This window comes from Achromobacter sp. 1014246743, assembly GCF_059760725.1.
In genome coordinates this window covers 45,368-65,149 of sequence record NZ_JCBANA010000016.1, presented here as the reverse complement: position 1 = coordinate 65,149, position 19,782 = coordinate 45,368, and the positions used below count along the sequence as shown (strand labels likewise).

At 66.7% G+C, this 19,782-nt stretch carries 19 protein-coding genes; 8 read left to right on the top strand and 11 right to left on the bottom strand.

The window, feature by feature from the left end:
- Positions 1-58 precede the first annotated feature (58 nt).
- The 3 genes from AC6LJ2_RS09255 to AC6LJ2_RS09245 are packed head-to-tail and all read right to left on the bottom strand — an operon-like array spanning position 59 to position 2,332.
- Positions 59-1,078, bottom strand: coding sequence for a FecR family protein (locus AC6LJ2_RS09255; protein ID WP_445656991.1), 1,020 nt, complete (start codon positions 1,076-1,078; stop codon positions 59-61).
- Positions 1,054-1,662 (bottom strand): RNA polymerase sigma factor, encoded by a 609-nt coding sequence (locus tag AC6LJ2_RS09250; protein WP_263913651.1) that lies wholly within the window; start codon positions 1,660-1,662, stop codon positions 1,054-1,056. The genes AC6LJ2_RS09255 and AC6LJ2_RS09250 overlap by 25 nt, the downstream gene beginning before the upstream one ends.
- A complete protein-coding gene (locus AC6LJ2_RS09245) occupies positions 1,652-2,332 on the bottom strand; it encodes an STN domain-containing protein (RefSeq protein WP_445656992.1) in 681 nt (226 codons plus the stop codon). Before AC6LJ2_RS09245 ends, AC6LJ2_RS09250 begins: the two co-directional genes overlap by 11 nt.
- A 228-nt stretch (positions 2,333-2,560) precedes the next feature.
- Here AC6LJ2_RS09245 and AC6LJ2_RS09240 point away from each other — a divergent pair, with 228 nt between their 5' ends.
- Positions 2,561-2,935: a hypothetical protein gene (locus AC6LJ2_RS09240; protein ID WP_263913649.1), complete on the top strand. Its 375-nt coding sequence runs from the start codon at positions 2,561-2,563 to the stop codon at positions 2,933-2,935.
- A 58-nt stretch (positions 2,936-2,993) separates the two neighbouring features.
- Here the strand turns inward: AC6LJ2_RS09240 and AC6LJ2_RS09235 are convergent, their stop codons facing one another.
- From AC6LJ2_RS09235 to AC6LJ2_RS09215, 5 genes are all read right to left on the bottom strand, one after another.
- A complete protein-coding gene (locus tag AC6LJ2_RS09235) occupies positions 2,994-3,359 on the bottom strand; it encodes a cupin domain-containing protein (protein ID WP_498151228.1) in 366 nt (121 codons plus the stop codon).
- Between the two features lie 16 nt (positions 3,360-3,375).
- Complete coding sequence (locus tag AC6LJ2_RS09230) at positions 3,376-3,933, bottom strand: helix-turn-helix domain-containing protein (RefSeq protein WP_498151227.1); 558 nt, start codon at positions 3,931-3,933, stop codon at positions 3,376-3,378.
- Between the two features lie 62 nt (positions 3,934-3,995).
- Positions 3,996-4,778: an aldolase gene (locus AC6LJ2_RS09225; protein ID WP_498151226.1), complete on the bottom strand. Its 783-nt coding sequence runs from the start codon at positions 4,776-4,778 to the stop codon at positions 3,996-3,998.
- A gap of 12 nt (positions 4,779-4,790) precedes the next feature.
- The gene (locus tag AC6LJ2_RS09220; RefSeq protein ID WP_498151225.1) at positions 4,791-5,450 is read right to left on the bottom strand and encodes a glutathione S-transferase family protein; all 660 of its coding nucleotides are present in this window, start codon (positions 5,448-5,450) and stop codon (positions 4,791-4,793) included.
- Between the two features lie 71 nt (positions 5,451-5,521).
- Positions 5,522-6,484: a Bug family tripartite tricarboxylate transporter substrate binding protein gene (locus AC6LJ2_RS09215; protein WP_498151224.1), complete on the bottom strand. Its 963-nt coding sequence runs from the start codon at positions 6,482-6,484 to the stop codon at positions 5,522-5,524.
- Between the two features lie 324 nt (positions 6,485-6,808).
- Between AC6LJ2_RS09215 and AC6LJ2_RS09210 the strand changes: the two genes are divergently transcribed.
- Together AC6LJ2_RS09210 and AC6LJ2_RS09205 are read left to right on the top strand one after the other, a co-directional pair.
- Entirely contained in the window at positions 6,809-7,249 is a 441-nt protein-coding gene (locus tag AC6LJ2_RS09210) for an Hsp20/alpha crystallin family protein (protein WP_263913645.1), read from the top strand.
- A gap of 29 nt (positions 7,250-7,278) precedes the next feature.
- The gene (locus AC6LJ2_RS09205) at positions 7,279-7,683 is read left to right on the top strand and encodes an Hsp20/alpha crystallin family protein (protein ID WP_263913644.1); all 405 of its coding nucleotides are present in this window, start codon (positions 7,279-7,281) and stop codon (positions 7,681-7,683) included.
- Between the two features lie 15 nt (positions 7,684-7,698).
- Here AC6LJ2_RS09205 and AC6LJ2_RS09200 read toward each other — a convergent pair whose 3' ends face one another.
- Positions 7,699-8,604: a LysR family transcriptional regulator gene (locus AC6LJ2_RS09200; RefSeq protein WP_263913643.1), complete on the bottom strand. Its 906-nt coding sequence runs from the start codon at positions 8,602-8,604 to the stop codon at positions 7,699-7,701.
- Between the two features lie 187 nt (positions 8,605-8,791).
- On the opposite strand from AC6LJ2_RS09200, the gene AC6LJ2_RS09195 reads away from it, so the two are divergent.
- Positions 8,792-9,541, top strand: a complete 750-nt coding sequence (locus tag AC6LJ2_RS09195) for an SDR family oxidoreductase (protein ID WP_263913672.1) — start codon at positions 8,792-8,794, stop codon at positions 9,539-9,541.
- 31 nt (positions 9,542-9,572) lie between these two features.
- Here AC6LJ2_RS09195 and AC6LJ2_RS09190 read toward each other — a convergent pair whose 3' ends face one another.
- Positions 9,573-13,664, bottom strand: coding sequence for an autotransporter domain-containing protein (locus tag AC6LJ2_RS09190; protein ID WP_498151223.1), 4,092 nt, complete (start codon positions 13,662-13,664; stop codon positions 9,573-9,575).
- Positions 13,665-14,028: 364 nt separating this feature from the next.
- Here AC6LJ2_RS09190 and AC6LJ2_RS09185 point away from each other — a divergent pair, with 364 nt between their 5' ends.
- The 4 genes from AC6LJ2_RS09185 to AC6LJ2_RS09170 are packed head-to-tail and all read left to right on the top strand — an operon-like array spanning position 14,029 to position 18,394.
- Entirely contained in the window at positions 14,029-14,502 is a 474-nt protein-coding gene (locus AC6LJ2_RS09185) for a (2Fe-2S)-binding protein (protein ID WP_445656997.1), read from the top strand.
- Positions 14,499-16,790: a xanthine dehydrogenase family protein molybdopterin-binding subunit gene (locus AC6LJ2_RS09180; RefSeq protein WP_445656998.1), complete on the top strand. Its 2,292-nt coding sequence runs from the start codon at positions 14,499-14,501 to the stop codon at positions 16,788-16,790. Before AC6LJ2_RS09185 ends, AC6LJ2_RS09180 begins: the two co-directional genes overlap by 4 nt.
- A 10-nt stretch (positions 16,791-16,800) precedes the next feature.
- Positions 16,801-17,388 (top strand): nucleotidyltransferase family protein, encoded by a 588-nt coding sequence (locus AC6LJ2_RS09175; RefSeq protein ID WP_498151222.1) that lies wholly within the window; start codon positions 16,801-16,803, stop codon positions 17,386-17,388.
- Positions 17,375-18,394, top strand: a complete 1,020-nt coding sequence (locus tag AC6LJ2_RS09170; protein ID WP_498151221.1) for an XdhC family protein — start codon at positions 17,375-17,377, stop codon at positions 18,392-18,394. Before AC6LJ2_RS09175 ends, AC6LJ2_RS09170 begins: the two co-directional genes overlap by 14 nt.
- Before the next feature lie 37 nt (positions 18,395-18,431).
- Here the strand turns inward: AC6LJ2_RS09170 and AC6LJ2_RS09165 are convergent, their stop codons facing one another.
- Entirely contained in the window at positions 18,432-19,562 is a 1,131-nt protein-coding gene (locus AC6LJ2_RS09165; protein WP_498151235.1) for an MFS transporter, read from the bottom strand.
- Between the last annotated feature and the right edge of the window lie 220 nt (positions 19,563-19,782).

Below are 19,782 nucleotides of genomic sequence, written 5' to 3'. Positions count from 1 at the left end.
ACAAGACAGACGGATGGAAAAATGCCGACCGGAACCCTGTCATAAATAATTCATGGAATCACGACAGCAGCACCACCCCGCCCGGCAGCCGGGTCACCTCGGCGCCATAGGCGTCGCGGATCAACTGTTCCGCGTCCGCCACCTGGGCCAGCGAAAAACGCGCCTGCACCCGCCGCTGGGCCAATTGCTTGTTCAGCAGCACCAGGCGGCCGCGGCGGTAGCGGTTGATCTCGTCCACCACGTCGGCCAGCGGCACCCGGTCGAACACCAGCCAGCCGCGCCGCCAGGCCGTCACGGCCTCGGTATCGACCTTGGCCGGCGGCAGCACCCGCGCGTCGTCGTAGCGCAATTCCTGGCCCGCGGCCAGGTCGAAATGGCCTTGGGCGTGCGCCAGTTGCACCGTGCCGGACAGGCAGCACAGGCGGGCCGCGCCATCCAGGTAGCGCAGGTTGAAGACGGCCTGGCGCGCGGTAACGCGGCCGGCGCCGGCCACCACCTGCGCGGGGGCTGCCGCGCTGGCCGGTGCGACGGACGACGATTGCACCGACGCCGGCCGTTCCACCCGGATCTCTGCCTCGCCCGCCGCCAGTTCGATCACCGCGCCGTCGCGCGGGCCGGACCGCACGTTGATCCGCGTCTGCGTGTTCATTTCCAGTTCCAGCGCGTCGCCCAGCGCCACCCGGCGCTGTTCGCCCGTGGCCGTGCGGTAGTCCGCCCCCAGTTCATCCAGTCCCGGCCACAGCCCCAGCGGCGGACGCCACGCCAGATAGGCGGCCGACGCCGCCAGCGCCCCGCCCAGGAACGCCCGGCGGCCCGCCAGGCGCGGCCGGCGCGCGGCAGCCGCGGCGACTTCCTCCTGCACCGCCGGCCCCAGCCCCTGCCACAGCCGCTTCTGTTCGGCAAACGCCGCCTCGTGCCGCGGGTCCGCAGCCAGCCAGGCGCGAAACGCCTCGGCATCGTCCTGCGTGGCGCGGCCCGAGGTCAACGTCAGCAGCCACTGCCGCGCGGCGTCCGCAGGCGCTGGGCCGCGCTTGTGCCGGCCCGGCAGCATCATCAGCGCCATGGCGGTGCTTCCCATGGAGGTCCTTCCTTTTTCGTGGCCGGCCTTTGCGCGGCCGGCGTTGGCATGCCCGGCGCTTGCCGCACCGGTTCGGCCTCTGCCTCCAGCGCCTTGCCGCAGTGTTCCAGCGCACGCTTGAGTTCCTTGGACACGATGCGCTCGGACACGCCGTAACGCCTGGCGATCTCGGCATGCGGCAGCTCATGCACCCGCGCCGCCATCAGCATCTGCTGCGTGCGTTCGGGCAGTTGCCGCAACGCGCGGCGAAAGGCGTCGACCTGGCTGCGGCCCTGCGCGATGCGCGCCGGGTCCTCGGCCTCGTCGGTGCCGCCGATCAACTCGGCGATCTCCACCCCCGTCAGCAGCCGCGCATCGCGCCGCCGCTGGTCTTCGGCAATGTTCAACGCCACCCGGAACAGGTATGCCGCCGGCTGCTGGATCGATCCGCCCGGCGGCATGTCGTTGACCTTCAGAAAGGCTTCCTGCATGGCATCGTGCGCCAGGTCGTCGGACCCCAGGCGGCGCTTGAGCTGGCTGCGAAAATCGTTGTAGCGCTCCAGGAACAGCGCGCGCAGCGAGCCGGACGGCTTGTCATCCCGCACGGCCGTCTCCCTGCAAGGCGCCGCAGTCAGCCGCGCCGGCCGGCTGCAACAGCACCGTCACCGGCTGCACCATGCCGGCAGGCAGCGGGCCGGCCGTCACCCCGCGCAGCGCCGCCTCCAGCCGCCGGTTCAGCGGCGCCGACCCGGTGTCGGCCACCCAGTCCACCTGATTGACGCGCCAGGCCTTGTCGAACCACAGCTTGACCAACGCGCGATAACGGCCCGGTTCCGCGCCCTGCCCCTTGCACAGCGCACGCTTGAGCGCGCCCTGCAAGGCGGCGGCATACGGGGTGTCGCGCAGCCGCGCCTGCCCGGCCGGCCGCGCAGGCGCTTCGCGCGGCGCCGCCACCACGGTGAATGAATGCGGACTGGCATAGCGGATCGCCAGCGGCGAGCCGGCCAACAGCCGGCGCAGCGCGTCTCCCGGCGTATACGTGCCCACCACCGCGGGCGCCTCGCGTCCCGCCGTCAGGGCGCTGTCCACCAACACCGTCAGGCCGCTGGTCAGGCTGTACTGCGCCAGCGCCTGATCCAGGGGCTGAGCGGCAATGGAGAAAGCGATCTCGCGCGGCGGCGTCTGCGCCGCGCCCGCACCGGCCAGGGCGCACAGCCCCAGCGCCAGGCAGGCGCGCCGAATCCAGCCCCCGCCTGTCGGACAGGCCAGGGTCATCGACGCCAACACGTAGGAAAATTGCCAGGCATGGCCATTGCCGCGAACGCCCGTGCGCCCGCCTCGATGCGAAAGGCGCCATGCTAGGGTGCGAGAATGACGTAATCGTGACACGCCACACAAGGGCGCCGTCCCGCCGCCACGCAATCGTCACCTGCGCGGCGTTATCCGTCCCTATACTGATCGCATGGCGGCCGCTGGCCGCCGGGCCTTGTCCAAGGAGCCCGCATGCGCCCATTCAGCCTGATTCCGGATCGCGCCTGCCTGCTGTTGCTGGCAGCGCTGGCGGCCACGCCCATGGCGGCCGGGGCCCAAGGCCCGGCAGCGCCGCAGCCCGCCGCGTCCACGGCAACCCCGCCCAAGCCCGCGCCTCGCGCCTGCATCGACACCGAGGTCAATGGCTACCATGCCCTGTCCTATGACTGCCTGAACCAGAAGATGGCGCCCGACGCCGCGCCCAGGCCCCCGCCCACGCCGGGGTCCGAGGCCATCACGCAAAAGCCGCCCAACCAGATGGGCCTGCCCACGCCCGCCACCATCGGCAACCGCATGGGCAATACCTTCGGCACGTCGGCGTATCCGCAGCGGCCGACGCCGCCGTGAAGCCCGTCGCGCCCCGGCAGGACGCGGCATCAGGCCGGGCGGCCCGCCCGCTTGGGCATCACGCCGTGCGGCTGATGAAATAGATCTTCTTGACGAAGGTGTCCACTTCCCAGCGGCCGGTATAGCCTTCCGGCATCACGAAGGCCTCGCCCACGGTCAGCTCGTGCACCGTGCCGTCCGGGTCGACCAGGCGCGCCGCGCCTTCGACGATGTAGCCGAATTCGATGTAGCCCGTGGTGTTGGACTGGAAACGGCCCGCCGTGCTTTCCCACACGCCGGCTTCGGCACGGCCGCCGTTGCCTTCGAATGCCGTCACGGTGCGAAACGCCGCGTCGCCGGAAATCGGCCGCTTGGGCTTGCCGGGCACCGGGTTCTTCATGGGGCCGGCATCGATGCGGACCAGCCGCGATTGATCGTGCTTCACTGCGCTTTCCTTGGAATCAATGCGCCGCCACCACCAGCACTTCGGCCGCGCCGCGGCTGACCGTGCGCATGCGATGCGGCAGTTCGGAATCGAAATAGAGGGAATCGCCGGTGTCCAGGCGGAACTCGCGTTCGCCCACCCGCACCTCGATGGCGCCCTTGAGCACCAGCAGGAATTCCTCGCCCGGGTGCGGAAACACCGCCGAGGCGTCCGGAAATTCGCGCGGCGGATGCACCAGAAAAGGCTCCATGGCCTTGACCTTGCGGCGCCCGGCCAGCGATTCATAGTGGTATTCGTTACCCAGGCCGCGGCGTTGCAGGACCTCGCGGTCGGCCACGCGCACCAGGCTCACGACCTCGTCCTGCGCGGCGCCGTCGCCCCCGCCCACCAATTGCGACACCCCCACGCCATAGGCTTCGGCCAGGCGCAGCACGGTCGATATCGACGGCTCGCTCAAACCGCGTTCGAGCTTGGAGAGATAACTTTTGGTCAGGCCCGTGCGCTCGCCCAGCTGTTCCAGGGACAGGGACTGCTGGCGACGCAACGTGCGCAAACGGTGAGGCAGGTCGATCATGGACGGAAAAGGGCACGGTAACGACCGGTAAGCATGCCCTAAACCGACGGCTTCGTCGAGTTTCAGCCCAGCACGTCGGGGTGCTGGCGCAGCGCCCGCCGCGCGTAATACGCAAAGCCCACCTGCGAACGCTTGGGCGTCAGGATCCAGTCGTGCGCCTCGTGACCCAGCACCGGCGGAATCGGCTGGATCTTGCCGGCGGCCATCGCCAGCAACTGCATGCGCGCCGCGCGTTCGAACTGCAACGCCAGCACGCAGGCCTCTTCCACCGAGCCCGCCGCGACCAGCATGCCATGGTGCGACAGCAGAATCGCGCGCTTGTCGCCCAGCGCGCCCGAAATGATCACGCCTTCCTCGTTGCCCACCGGCACACCCGGCCAGTCCTTCAGGAACGCCACGTCGCCGTACAGCGGGCAGTTGTCCATGTGCGAGACTTCCAGCGGCACCTCCAGCATCGACAGCGACGCGGCATGCAGCGGGTGCGTATGGATGATGCAGTTCACGTCCGGCCGCGCCCGATAGATCCACGAATGAAAGCGGTTGGCCGGATTCGGCATGCCGCCGCCTTCCTGCACTTGCAGGTCTTCGTCGACCAGCAGCAGGTTGTCCGCCGTGATCTCGTCAAAGCCCAGGCCCAGGCGCTGGGTGTAATAGCGGTTGGGCGCCGGCGCACGCGCCGTGATCTGGCCCGCCAGGCCCGAATCGTGCCCGCCGTCGAACAGAATGCGGCAGGTCAGCGCCAGGCGCTCGCGCAGCGTCCAGTCCGGGGTATCCAGCGTGCGCTGCATGTCGGCCTTCGCCCGCTGTATCAATTCGTCCTTGCCCAAGTGCATCGTATCGGCCATCTCGACTCCTTTCTATGCCGTTTCCAACAACGGCGTAAAGCCCGGCAAGGCGCGCATGCGCGCCAGCCAGGCACTGATATGGGTAAAGGCGGACAGGTCATAGCCGCCCTCTTGCGCCATGCTGGTATAGGGATACAGCGCAACGTCCGCGATGGTCGGCGCATCGCCCACCAGGAACAGGCGCTCCGCCAGGTGGGCGTCCATCCAGGCGGCCGCGCGCATCCCGATCGCGCGCCATTGCACCATCGCCGGGTCGTCCACCCGCGCCGTCTGGCGCAGGTGGATCAACAGGCGCGGCTGCGCGAACGCATGCATGTGCTGGGTCTGCTCAAAGCTCAGCCAGCTGGCCACCTGCGCCTGTTCCAGCCGGCCTTCAGGCAACCAGGGCGTGCCTCGGCCCAGATACCACAGGATCGCCTGCGACTCGGCCAGCCACTCGCCTTGCGGCGTCAGCAGCGCCAGCACCTGGCGCCAGGGGTTGATGCGGGCAAACGCCTCGGTCTCCAGGTCGCCCTGCACGATGTCGAAGGTGCGGCGCGTCACCGTCAGGCCCATGTAGCCGCAGGCCAGGCGCACCTTCCACGCATTGCCCGACCGCAGCGTATCGGCCAGTTCCAGGGGCTGCCCGGCCAGCGGATGCAAGGCCTGCGTCGTCTCGTTCACGGTGGTCATCGACGTTGTCTCGGTCGGGTTTGTCTTGGGCGTCGTCGGCCGGGTGCCGGCCCCGTTCATCGTCGCCATTCTCAATCCATCTTGATATCGGCGCGCTTGACGATCTCGGCCCACTTCGCTTTCTCGGCCGCGATGAAACGCTGGTATTCCTCGGGCGCGCCGGTGTACAGCTGCGTGCCCTGCGCCGCCAGGCGCGCCTTCAGGTCGGGCGAGGCCAATGTCTGGCGCAGCGCCGCATTCAGCTTTTCCAGCACCGCCGGCGGCGTGCCCGCCGGTGCAAAAAATGCATTCCACGAACTGATCTGCAAGCCCGCATCGCCCGCCTCGCGCGACGACGGCACCTGCGGCGCCGACGGCAAGCGCTGGTCCGACGCCACGGCCAGCGCCCGCAGCTTGCCCGATGCCGCGTGCGGCATGATCACCGGGCTGGCGTCCATCACCACGTCCACCTGCCCGCCGATGGCGGCATTGACCGCCTCGCTGCCGCTCTTGAACGGCACGTGCACGATATCCACGCCCGCCGTCAGCTTCAGCAATTCCAGCCCCAGGTGCGGCGAACTGGCCGTGCCCGCCGACCCGAAATTCAGCTTGGCCGGATGCGCCTTGGCATACGCCACGAACTCGCCGAAATTTGCCGCCGGCAGATCGCCGCGCACCGCCAGCACGTAGGGCGACCCGGACACCAGGCCCACCGGCAAGAACTTGTCCGCGTCGTAGCTGAGCTTGGCATAGATCAGCGGGTTCACCACCTGCGTGCCCACCGTGCCCATGAAAATCGTATACCCGTCAGGCGCCGCCGAGGCCGCCACCTGCGCCGCGATCACCCCACCCGCGCCCGGCCGGTTTTCCACCACCACGCTCTGGCCCAGCGCGTCGCCCATGCCCTTGCCCACCTGCCGCGCCACGATATCCGTGATGCCGCCGGCCCCGAAAGGCACCACCAGCCGCACCGGATGATCCGGAAAAGCCGCCTGCGCCGCGCCGCCCAGCCCCGCCGCAAACGCCAGCGCGGCCGCCATGATCTTGCGTTTCATGCCATTCCCCTTGTGTCCGCCGCTTGGATGCGGCTATGACACAAAGTGTCCTATAGGGGATTGATTTTCCGCAAGGGAAATTTGATTGGGGGATACCCTGGGGCGGCGGACAGAACATTTCGCCAAGCGGCAAGCGCTCGACATCCCGCGCCAAAAAAATCGGCAATTCTGGCGGCCCACCTGATTGGATAAATCAATCAAATCCCGATCTTGAAACCTGCGCGCCTGATGCCATATCTGCGCTATGGCGGGGCAACGCAGCTTGAAAATACCCTTGCCGCCAAGCCCCCGCCCGTCTGAACCAGACCTCATCGGGAGACGAACATGGCAACTTATCCATTTTTCGATAGCGGCGTCCGTTCCGCCTTGGACACCCTGCAACAGCTGGACAAAATCCTGCGATCCTCGAGCGCGCCTTCCAACCTGCGCTCCACGGCGCGCGGCGATTTCCCCCCCGTGAACGTCGGCGTCAGCGCCGATTCGATCGAAGTCGTGGCGTTCGTGCCGGGCGTCGACCCGGACGCGCTGGAGGTCACGATGGAAAAAGGCCTGCTGACCCTCTCGGGCGAACGGCGCGAAGAAGAGCCTTCCGGGCAAACCACCCTGTATGCCCGCGAACGCGCGCGCGGCCGATTCAGTCGCCTGGTGGAATTGCCCAGCGATGCCGATCCGGACAACATCCAGGCACGCTACACCGACGGCTGCCTCTGCATCTCGATCGGCAAGCGCGAATCCGCCAAGCCGCGCCTGATCGCCATCCAATGAACACCGGCCGACGACACAGGAGGATCATCATGCAAGCACGCAACCCACTTGCCGCCCTGGGCGGCTCGGAACCCTTGGCCAAGGGCGCGAACGACAGCAATCGTCCCGCCACCCTGCCCGCCGTGGACATCTACGAAAACGCCACCGGCATCACGTTGCTGGCCGACCTGCCCGGCGTGTCCAGGGAGAGGCTGTCGATCAAGGTGCAGTCGAACGAACTGTTGATCGAAGGCGAAGCCGCGGTGCAGGTGCCGGCCGAGGTGCGCCTGGTGCATAACGAACTGCGCGAACCGCTGTTTCGCCGCAGCTTCACGCTGGGCCACGACCTGGACAAAGACAACATCACGGCCAACTTGAAACACGGCGTGCTGACGCTGCAGATCCCGCGCCTGCGGGAAGCGCAGCCGCGCAAGATCTCGGTCACCGTGACTTGAATGTCAAGCATGGAGCTAGGCGCCCAGTCGCGCCGGAACCTGCTCCATCAGCCAGTCGATGAAGACGCGCAGCCGCTGCGTGACATGGCGATTGTGCGGATACACGACGTGGAACGGATAGGGTTGGGGCCGCCACGGTTTCAGGATTTCGACGAGCGCCCCGCTGTCGAGTGCCGGGCGCGCGGCGTAGGTGAAGGTCTGGACGATACCCAGGCCCGCCAGCGCGGCGGCCAGATGGGCATTGCTTTCGTTGACGCCGACGTGGCGGTCCACCTTGAGCTCCTGCTTTTCCCCTTCGCGTTCGAAGCGAAAGGGAACCGCGCGGCCGTTCTGCGGCGAGAGGTAACTCACCAACTTGTGGCCGTTTTTCAGCTCATCCGGATACGCCGGCGTACCGAACTGTTTGAGGTATCCCGGCGTGGCGCAGGTGATCAGGGCGGCGGTGCCCAGGTGCCGCGCCACCAGCGAGGAGTCGTCGAGCGGCCCGCCACGGACCACGCAATCGACGTTGTTGCTGATCAAATCGACAGCCCGATCGGACACGCCCAGGTCGATACGGATGTCCGGATAGCGCGCCAGAAAGTCAGGCAACGCCGGGATCAGCACGTCGCGTGCGGTCGATCCTCCTACATCGATGCGCAGGTGCCCTTTGGGTCGGCCCGGCACCGCGTTGAACGCGCTGTCGATGTCTTCGAGGTCGCGCACGATGCGCAGGGTCTTCTCGTAGTAGTCGCGGCCTTCCGGCGTGACGGTGACGCGCCGGGTCGTGCGCTGCAAGAGGCGGACCCCCAGGTGCGTTTCCAGGTCCTGCACCATCTTGCTCAGCGTCGCGTTGGGCATGTCCAGCGAGTCCGCCGCGCGGGTGAAACTGCCGGCTTCAACCACGCGGGCAAAGCCGCGAATGGCGGTCAACTGATCCATGCCCGGGTCTCCTCCAGAAATCAGATTATCCACAACCATGGATAGTTATTTCAATTTTACATACTAACTCTCATACCGCCTTGCCCATAAAGTGACCTCCATGCCAGTCAGCAACAACGCTTCACACGGAAATGAGTCCGGTGAACGGCTGGACTGAAACCTTTCTTATCAGGACTTGGAGCTCATCATGAATCAGCAACTCAATGGCAAGATCGCACTGGTCACCGGCGGCACCACGGGCATCGGCCTGGCCACCGCTCAGGAATTGGCGGCACAAGGCGCGCGCGTCTTCATCACCGGACGCCGCCAGGCGGAACTCGATGCCGCCGTGGCCAGTCTCGGTGGCGCAGCCACGGGCATTCGCGCCGACGCCTCGGTGCTGAGCGACCTTGATCGCGTCTACGCACAGATCGCCGAAAGCGCCGGCAGGCTCGACATCCTGTTTGCCAATGCCGGCGGCGGCGACATGTTGCCGCTGGGCGCGATCACCGAAGCGCATTTCGATCGCATCTTCGGCACGAACGTGCGCGGCACCTTGTTCACGGTGCAAAAGGCCCTGCCGCTTCTGGTCGATGGCGCCTCGGTGATTCTCACGGCGTCGACGGTTTCCATCCTGGGCACGGCGAATTTCAGCGTCTACAGCGCCAGCAAGGCGGCGGTGCGCAACTTTGCGCGCTCCTGGGCGCTGGATCTGAAAGACCGCGGCATCCGCGTGAATGTCGTGAGCCCGGGGCCGGTCCGCACGCCGGGGCTGGGCGGCCTGGTCCCGGACGAGGCCCGTCAGGGATTGTTCGATCACCTGGCCGCACAGGTGCCGCTGGGTCGTCTTGGCGAGCCGCAAGAGATTGGCAAGGTGGTGGCGTTTCTGGCCTCGGATGCCGCCAGCTTCGTCAATGGCGTCGAGCTCTTCGTCGACGGCGGCATGGCACAGGTCTGAGCCGCGGCGGCGCGCCGCAGCGCAGCCTGTTTCAGAACCGCCAGCGCATGTCCAGCGTTCCGGCGTGCTGGCGGTTCCCCCCCCCGAACTCGCCGCCATAACTGAGACCGGCCGTCAAATTGCGTACGGTCATCAGGTCGGCGCCAAACTCCACCCGGGCGGCATCCCGGGCGATCGGGGTGCCCGTCACGCTGAACGCGGGGCCCTGGTCGAATGCCATCGAGGCGACGGGCAGCGTGCTCCCATAGACATGACGCCAGCCCAGCATGCCGCGCAATGCGATGGCATAGCCCGGCAATTGCCAGCTGCCGCGCAGCCCGGCCAGGCTGCTGAGGTTACGTTGGCGCAGCCCCTCGCTGGAAAGCGCGGCCGCGCCCCCTGACTCCGAAAACCCTTGCATGCGGAGCTGGCTCCAGGTCGCCCCGACAAAAGGCTCGATCGTGGCCAGATCGGACAGCGCCAGTGCGTACCCGGCCTCCGTGAAGAGCTGCGTGGTGCCGCCGCGATAGCCCGCCGTGAGCGTTTCATTCAAGCTGCCGTAGCGCACGCTGCGCCGCGAGTCGATATCGTGCCAGGAGTAGGCGCCACCGGCCATCAGCTTGAGCTTGCCCGCACCCAGTCCATAGGCCTTGCCGCCAAATACGGTCGCGGTATAGCTGCCGATCGTGGCGTTGCCGCTGCCCGACCGCTCACTCAGCCGCGCATCGGTGTAGCCGAATGCACCGCCCGCGCGCCATCCCCCGCCAATGGCGGCATCGCCCCCGAGCGTCAGGTTGGTGCTGTGCTGGGTCAGGCTCGAGGCATTGCCATCCCCTGCAAGATTGCGCCAATCCCCGCCGATCTGGACCCACAGCGGCGAAGCGTCGATGCGCGGCAGGGCCCCCGCAGGCGGCGGCCCTCCTCGGTCGACCGCAGCGGTGGGCGCCCCCGCGATCATCGGCGCCGACAAATTGCCACGCATTGCGGCCAGCCCATTGAACGCCGCGGGCGTCATGGTGGTGCTCGTCAGCGCGGACGCCACATTCGCGTGCGTGTCGCCGGATAACTGGGCCAGCGCGGAACCCAGGTCGGCCACGTTATTGCTCAGCGCGATGGTGCGCCAGACCTCATGGCCCTGCGCAAGCCGATCAATTGCGCCGGCCACCGCTGCCTGGTTGGGGCTGGCACCAAAGCTGGCCATGCTGCGGTCATTGCGTACGAGCGCAAGCGTCACATCATTGCCCGTGCCTCCAGTGGTGCTGACGGGTGCGCTCAAGAAGAGCAAGGGATTGCGTATGTTCGAAAAGGTGCCCGTCACGGCGCCGGCACTTTGATTGTCGATCAGCACGTATGGCCCATTCTTTGGCTGCCAGTCCGCGGCATCCTGGGGCGACAGCAGCAGTTCCAGCGTGCTGCCGGCAATGTCCACGTTGCCTGCGACCTCTACGCGGCCAAGCGCGGACGGTGCGCCACTGATGCGCAGCGTGCCGCGGTTGACGTAGTCGCCTTGGATAGTCTGGGCGCCGGCAGGATTTCCGGGCGCGTGCACCGCACCGGAGTCGATCGTGGTAGCGCCCAGGCTGCCGGCGCCACCCAGCAAGGTGCCGCTCTGCGCCCTCACGCTACCGCCCAGCCCTGCCCCCTCGGTCAGCCACAGGCCGCCCCCCGCCAGCGTGACCTTGCCGGTATAGGCGCTGTTGTTGGCGCCCAATGTGAGCATGCCCGCGCCGACCTTGGTCAGGCCGCCCTCTCCCTTGAACCGACCGGTATAGAGACTGTGGCCATTGTCGGCGCCGGTGGTCAGGGTGGCCTGGCCCAATGCAACGTTGCCGCTTCCGGCCAGCGAACCAATGGTCTGATCCAGACCGGCCAGGTCAAGCTGCGTACCCGCCCCGAGCAGGAATGCGCTGCGCGGCGACAAGCCGTCGGCGCGTCCGGCCCGCAGTGTTCCCTGCTCCACCAAAGTCGGCCCCGAATAGCGGGTGATGCCTGACAGCACCAGCGTGCCGGCGCCCTGCTTGGCCAACCCGCCGCCCGTTTCTCCATCGGTCACCTGACCGGACAACGCCAGCGTGTAGGCCTGGGTATCGACGTTGGCCAGTCCGGCCAGGGTGACGGCGTTTCCGAGGTTCAGGTTATCGGCCACGGCCAGCAGGGTTGCGCCGTTCGACACGGCCAGCGTCCCGGTCCCCAACGCGCTGCTGTGCCCGACGCCCAGCACACCTTGCTGCAATTGCGTGCCGCCCGAATAGCTGTTGTTGCCCATCAGCACCAGCGTGCCGCCGCCGGCCTTCACCAGGCTGCCCTGGTAGCTGGCCTCGGGCTTGACGGCCAGCGCGGCGACGCGGCGCTGGCGCAATTCGATCTCTCCCTGGGCGGCTGCATTGGCCGAGAGGATGCTTGTGCGCTTGCCGTTCAGCGCCGCCGACGCGAGATCGCTATCGCTCTTGCCCTCGACGAAATCGTCATAGTCGTCCGGTTCGCTATAGCCCTCCTCCCAGCGGGGATGGGTGCCTTCGTACAGGTCGAGCAACAGCGCGCCTTCGGGATTGGCCTTCAGCGCGTTCAACGCGGCCAGCAGTCTTGCGGGCCGGTAGAGTGCCCGCGTATTGCTGTTGAGAACTTCCTTCAGCAACACGCGGGCCTGCGCCATGCCCGCAATCGCGCCTGCCGCGGACACGACATCGGGCACGGGACGCTCGCGCCCTTGTATCGCCGACTTGTCGGCTGCCCAGGCTGCGACCTCGGCCGCGTCGTCCTTCCGGCGTTGAATCAAGGCACGCTCAGAAATATCATTCTTCCAGGTGTCCGACACGCCGGCTGGAAGATTGGCGGTGAAGCGGCCCAATAGTTGCGATGGACCGTCCATGCCCTTTTTCATATCGGGTACGCCCCATCCGTACACGGCGTCGGGGACATCGGCAGGCCCCTTGCCGCGATGCGATGCGGTAGTCAGCAATATTGTCCTGATCTCCTCGTTACCGAGATAGGGATACCGCTCCATCAAGACGCCCAGCACGCCCGTCACGTGCGGCGCCGCCATCGAAGTGCCGCTGGAAGACTGATATTGGTCATCGCCTTTCACGCTGGCACTGAGAATATCGACCCCAGGCGCGGCAAGGCACCAGTACTTGGCCACCCCGCAATGGTTGAATTGTTGACCGCCATTCTTTTGCAACCCCGTTACCGCGATCCAGTACTTTTCCAGTTCGGGGCGGAAGTACGGCGTGCCGGCGCGTACCGACGCATTCCTCACGCCCGCGTTTCCGTTGGCCCAGACCTGCAGCACGCCATATTGCAGCGATACGTCCGCCGCGGCATCCAGCCACGTCTTCTTGCCCGCGCTGTTCAGTCGCGTGTAGGCCTCTGTCAGCCCGGAGACCGAGTCGTAGTTGTCGGCTTTTGGAGGCGATCCCCAGCTGCTGTTGATGACTCGCACGCCCGCAGCAGCCAGCCCCCCATAGGCGGCCTTGAAGTAGTTGTAGTCCATATTGGACCCATACTCGGCCGCGTCCGTACCGTTGGAATTGACGGTGTAATACTGGCTGCCGAACGAGACGCCCATCATGCCCACGCCGTTCTTGGCGGCAGCGATGCTCCCGGATACGTGGTTGCCGTGGTTGTCGTTCTTCCCGATCAACTTGGCGGGATCCGCCGTGCCGATGTAGGGGCCGGGTCGATCGAAGCGCTCGCCCGCACGCCAGGAGAGACCCGATCGGTCCAGTTGCTCGCCATCGTTCAGATAGGTACCCGTAACGCTCAGGGCATTGACGCGTCCCGCGAACTCCTGGTGCGACGACAAATAGCCGGAGTCCACTGCACCGAGTTTGACGCCCGCACCGCTGAATCCCAAAGCATAGGCGTGCTGGGCATTCATGGCACCCAGTCCCCAGTCCGCCTTGAATTCCGGGTGATTCGCCCAGGTTGCCACGGCCGCGTCCCGATCGCGGGTACGGGTGCCATCGTAATTGACGTAAGGCTGCGCCTGCGCCGGCCCGGCTGCTGCCTGAGCCAGCGCCAGCAAGGCGGCCTGCGTCGCCACGACGGCCAGACGCGCCCGCGGCAGGTAAGGCAGGCCAGGTCCCGGCGCTACTTGGTGATGCGACTGCTTGGTTCTCATTTTTCCCTCTTGGGTCTGCGTCATGTCCCGCCGGGCAATACGACATCAATCCCGACAGGGAGCCACTTTTTGGAAGAACAGCTGGAATCGAACAACAAGGAACATCGCGCAATGTCTTGCAACGACTCGCGGATTATGTCGTGGCAGACCCGGGCGTCGACATCAGCACGATCATTTTCAGAATCGTCTTACCCCCCTTGCGGGGCGCGACGCTGAACGCCGACGGAAGTGGGCCGCGAACGACGGCGTACCGTCGCCAGGCAGGCTCGGTTCGCTTATAGGGGTTATGAGGTGCGCTAATGCACGCGCTGAGGAATAATCAGGCGTTGTCCTCCCGCCCGGGACGCACATCCCGTAGAGTCTCCAAACCTGCAACCTGGAATCCGCTATGACCCAACTTCACATCAACGGCCAAGTCAAGGATGTCGACGTTCCCGGCGAAACACCGCTGCTCTGGACCCTGCGGGACGAGCTCGGCATGACCGGCACCAAGTTCGGATGTGGCATGGCATTGTGCGGCGCCTGTACGGTGCACATGGATGGCGCCCCCATTCGTTCCTGCGTCACCCCCCTTTCGGCCACGGCGGGTCACCGTATCACCACCATCGAAGGGATCGAGGCCGACGCCATCGGCCAAGCGGTGCAACAAGCCTGGATAGAACAGAACGTTGCGCAATGCGGCTACTGCCAGGCGGGCCAGATCATGACGGCGGTAAGCCTGCTGAAAGCCACGTCCCAGCCGACCGATCAGGATATCGAAGACGCCATGAGCGGCAATATCTGTCGCTGCGGCACGTACCCTCGCATCCGCGCCGCCATCCGGCAGGCTGCCAACCGCCTGGCCCAAGGGGGCAAACAATGACGCGCACCGCTCAACTTTCCCGCCGCGGCTTCCTGCAGGGCAGTCTGGGCGCCCTGACCCTGGCCGTCTCGGCCAAGGGATTCATCACGACCGCCTGGGCGGCCGACGGCACCGACAAGCAGTATGGCGCCGACAGCATGCCGGGCGGCACGGTCGAGGACCCGCTGGTTTTCGTCAGCATTGCCGCCGACGGCACCGTCACCATCGTGGCGCACCGAGCCGAAATGGGCACGGGCGTTCGCACCAGCCTGCCCATGGTGGTGGCCGACGAGATGGAAGCGCGGTGGGATCGCGTGAAAGTCATCCAGGCAGAAGCCAACGAGGTGCGCTACGGCAACCAGAACGTGGACGGCTCCCGCAGCGTCCGCCACTTCCTGATGCCCATGCGGCGCGTAGGCGCGGCCGCCCGCCAGATGCTCGAGGCCGCCGCGGCCGCACGATGGTCCGTTCCCCTCTCTCAGGTCAAGGCAGTGCAGCATGAGGTGCTGCATCCGCCCACCGGGCGCCGTTTGACCTACGGCGAGCTGGCGGCCGACGCGGCCAGGCAGCCCGTGCCCACCGGCGATGCGCTCAAGCTCAAGGATCGGGCCGATTTCCGGTACATCGGCAAGGACCAGGTGCGCCTGGTGGACCTGGAGGCCATCGGCAAAGGCCAGGCACGCTACGGCATGGACATGCACCTGCCCGGCATGGTCTATGCCGTGGTGGCGCGCCCTGCCGTCGTCGGGGGCACACTGCGTCGCTTCGACAGCGCCAAGGCGCTGGCCGTGCCCGGCGTGCTGAAAGTCGTCGAGATCCCGGCGATGAAGGGGGCCCCCGCGTTCCAGCCACTGGGGGGGGTCGCGGTCGTCGCCCGCAACACCTGGGCCGCCCGCCAGGGCCGCGATGCCCTGGAGCTCGAATGGGACGACGGCCCGAATGGCCAATACGATTCCACGGCCTACCGCCAGACCCTGGAGGCGGCGGCGCGCCGACCCGGCAAGTCGATACGCAATCAAGGGGATGCCGGGCAAGCCTGGGCCCAGGCGCCGCAGGCCGACCGCCTGGCGGCGGAGTACTACGTGCCGCATCTGGCCCATGCCTCGATGGAGCCGCCAGTGGCCACGGTGCAGATCAACGGCAACCACGCCGATGTCTGGACCTCGATCCAGAACCCGGTGGCGGCGCGCGATGCCGTGGCTGCCCGCCTGAAGCTTGATCCCGCCAACGTGAAAGTGAACGTGCTGCTGCTGGGCGGAGGGTTCGGCCGCAAGTCCAAGCCCGACTTCGTCGATGAAGCCGCCATCGTCGCCCGCGCCATGCCCGAAGGCACGCCAGTCAAGCTGGTATGGACGCGCGAAGACGACATCCATCACGATTACCTGCATACCGTATCGGTCGAGCGGCTGGAAGCCGTCATGGACAAGACGGGTCAGGTGCAATCCTGGCTGCACCGCAGCGCCGCCCCCACCATTGCGTCGCTCTTCTCCGAAGGGGCCAAAGGGCAGCAGATGTTCGAATCGGCCATGTCTGCGATCAACATGCCCTACCGCATACCGAACGTGCGGGTGGAAACGGCCGAAGTCGAGGCGCATGCCCGCATCGGATGGTTCCGTTCTGTCGCCAACATTCCGCACGCCTTCGCAGCGCAATGCTTCATTGCCGAGTTGGCCGAGCGCGCGGGCAAGGACCACAAGGATTTCGCGCTCGAGCTCATCGGCCCGGCCCGCCGGATCGACCCGGGGACGCTGGGCGATACCTGGAATTACTCCGAATCTCCCGAGCGCTACCCTTACGACACGGGCCGCCTTCGTGGTGTCATCGACGCGGCATGCGCTGGCGCAGAATGGGGCAGGACCCTGCCCAAGGGACACGGCCTGGGCCTGGCATTCTGCTACAGCTTCATGAGCTACACCGCCGCCGTGGTCGAGGTCGCGGTAGATGAAAAGGGCCAGGTGCGCATCGTTTCCGTCGACATGGCGATAGACTGCGGCCCGCAGGTCAACCCCGAGCGCATCCGCGCGCAACTGGAAGGGGGCGCAATCATGGGCTTGAGCCTGGCGCTCACCAGCGAAATCACCTTTGAAAAGGGCCGTGTGAAGCAAAGCAACTTCCACGACTACGAGGTGCTGCGCCACAACGCGTCACCCCGCGTGATCCGGACCCATCTGGTCAACGACGATCACGCCCTGCCGCCTGGCGGCGTGGGCGAGCCGCCGGTGCCTCCCGTGGCGCCCGCCGTCTGCAACGCCATATTCGCCGCCACCGGCAAGCGGATTCGCAGCCTGCCCGTGCGCACCCTCGCCTGACCCGCGGACCATGAAACAGCCGACCATCATCGTATTGGCCGCCGGCCAGGGTGAGCGATTTCGCCAGTCGGGCGGTGCAACGCACAAACTCGACGCCTTGCTGGCAGGCTTGCCGGTGCTTGAGCATGTGCTGCAAGCCGTGGCCGATTCCGGCCTGCCATGCCACGTGGTGCGGCCCGGGCCAGCGATCCCCGAGAACGGCATGGGCCGCTCGATTGCCCGCGGGGTCATGGCCACGCAAGACGCCGCCGGCTGGCTGATCCTGCCTGGCGACCTGCCCCTGGTAGAGGCGCACAGTTTGCGCCGGGTGGCGCAAGGCCTGGCCTCCCAGCCCGTGGTCGTTCCGCTCTGGAACGGCCGGCAGGGGCATCCCGTCGGATTTGCGCCTGAATGCGCACAGGCGCTGATGGCGCTTCGCGGGGACACGGGCGCGGCCTCCATCGTGCGCGCATACCGCCAGCATGACGGCGTGCTGGAACTGCAGTTGAACGACCCGGGAATCGTGATGGACGTGGACACACCGGACGATCTGAACCGCGCCCAGGCCATGCTCTCGGTGCGCAGCCTTGCCAAGGAACATTCGCATGGAAACCGTTGACGTCCGGGTACTGCGGGAAGCCCGCGCCTGGCATGCGCAGGGGCACCCGCTATTGCTGGCGACGGTCGTCAAGACCTGGGGGTCTTCGCCGCGCCCCGCCGGCTCGATGATGGCGCTGCGGGGAGACGGGCGGTGTGTCGGCTCGGTGTCTGGCGGCTGCATCGAAGATGACCTGATACATCGCTACACCCTTGCCTGCAGCGCGGGGGGCATTCCCCGACAGGCTCCCGAACGGGTGCGTTACGGCGTGACGGCGGACGAAGCCCACCGCTTCGGCTTGCCTTGCGGCGGCACGCTGGAATTGCTGCTGGAGTTCCAGCCGGCATTCGACACGCTCGACGCCCTGGTCCGGCAATTGGAAGCGGGCCAGCTCGTCCAGCGCACCGTCGACGTGGCCACTGGCGCGGTGACGTTGACGCCCACTTCGGCGCCCGAAGCGTTGCGCTTTGACGGCGCGACCCTGACCCACACCCTGGGGCCGCAATACCGAATGCTGCTCATCGGCGCCGGGGTACTGGCGGAATACCTGGCCACCATGGCCTTGTTCAACGATTTTTCAGTGACGGTCTGCGATCCGCGCGTGGAGCACCTGGGCAGCTGGTCGGTTCCGGGCGTACCCATCACCCGTGAAATGCCCGATGACGCCGTTCAGGCACTGCAGCCTGACGCACGCACGTGCATCGTCGCCCTGAGCCACGATCCCAAGCTGGACGATCTTGCGCTATTGGAAGCCCTTCACAGCCCCGCCTTCTATGTCGGCGCCATAGGCTCGCGTCGCAACACGAACAGCCGCAAGCAGCGATTCATAGAACATTTTGGCGAAACCCCGGCATCTCTCGCCCATTTGCACGCGCCTGTCGGTATCTACATCGGCAGCCGGACGCCCGCGGAAATCGCGGTCAGCATCATGGCGGAAATCCTTGCGGTCAAGAATGGCGTCGCGCTACCGCCGACGCTGTCCGTCGAGCAAGTCAAGCACCAGCGGGATTCCTTGACCTGCGACTAGCCCTCACCCGCATGCCGCGTCCCGTCGGCGTTACGGTTCAGGCTGCCTGCCGCAAGGGCGAACGCGAGGTGAGAAAAGCCAGGCAGGCCGCCAACAGCAGCGCGGCGGCACTGGCCATGAAGGTGCTGGCGTAGCCCGCCGAGTCGAACAGCAAGCCGCCGACGGTCGACCCCAGGGCGATGGCCAGCTGGATCACCGCGACCATCAGGCCGCCGCCTGCCTCGGCGTTGTGCGGCATCGCCTCGGCGATCCAGCTCCACCAGCCTACGGGGGCCGAGGTCGCCATCAGGCCCCACAGCCCCAGCAGCACGACCACGCCGGCGACCCGGGCGCCGAAGGGAATGAGCATCAGGGCAATCACGGCCATGAGGGCGGGAATGACGATCAGCGTCCCGTACACGCTGCGCTTGAGCACGGCGCCGATCAGTGCCGTGCCGATGAAGCCGGCCACGCCGATCCCCAGCAGGATCAGAGACAGCGTGGATACGCTCACGTGCGTCACGGTCTCGAGAAAGGGCCTCACGTAGGTGAACAGCGCGAACTGTCCCATGAAAAAAGCGCCGCAGGCGGCCATGCCCAATGCCACCGGCCGGCTTGCCAGCACCTTGAAGACGTTGCCCGAGCCCGCCTCGCGTGCCTGGGCGGGCATCGCCGGCAGGCTGATCCCCTGCCAGACCAAGGCAATCGCGGCCACCGGCACCAGGCAGAAGAACGCCCCGCGCCAGCCCACCACCGACCCCAGGTAGCTGCCCAGCGGCGCCGCAATCACCGTCGCCAGCGCGTTGCCGCCATTGAAGACCGCCAGGGCACGTGGCACCTGGTCGGCGGGCACCAGGCGCATGGCCGTAGCCGCCGACAAAGACCAGAAGCCGCCGATGACCACGCCGATGAGCGCCCGGCCCGCCATGTAGGTCAGGTAGTTCGGTGCCAGCGCCACCACGGCGCCGGAGATGGCCATCAGCGAAGTCAGCGCCAGCAGCAGCGTCTTGCGGTTGATGCCGCCGGCCAGCCACGAGATCGACAGGCTGGCGAACACGGCGAATGCGCCGGAGATCGCGATGCCCTGCCCGGCCAGGCCTTCGGTGACGTACAGGTCGGCCGCTATCGGCGTCAGCAGACTGACCGGCATGAATTCGGACGCGATCAATGCAAACACGCACAGCGACATGGCGAACACGCCACTCCAATGGGCGGGTTGTGCTCGCGATGGAGCGAAACAGGCATGTGCCAAGGACTTGACCCTCTCGATTCGGACATTGCATGCGCGTGCCAGGGTCGGCAGGCGCAACGGCATTGACCACACCCTGCATGTTGCGGCGTCGGCACCAGATTGACTAGCTAATGAAAACTTAAAGACGCTATTAGTTGTACTAATGAATGGTTCGTGA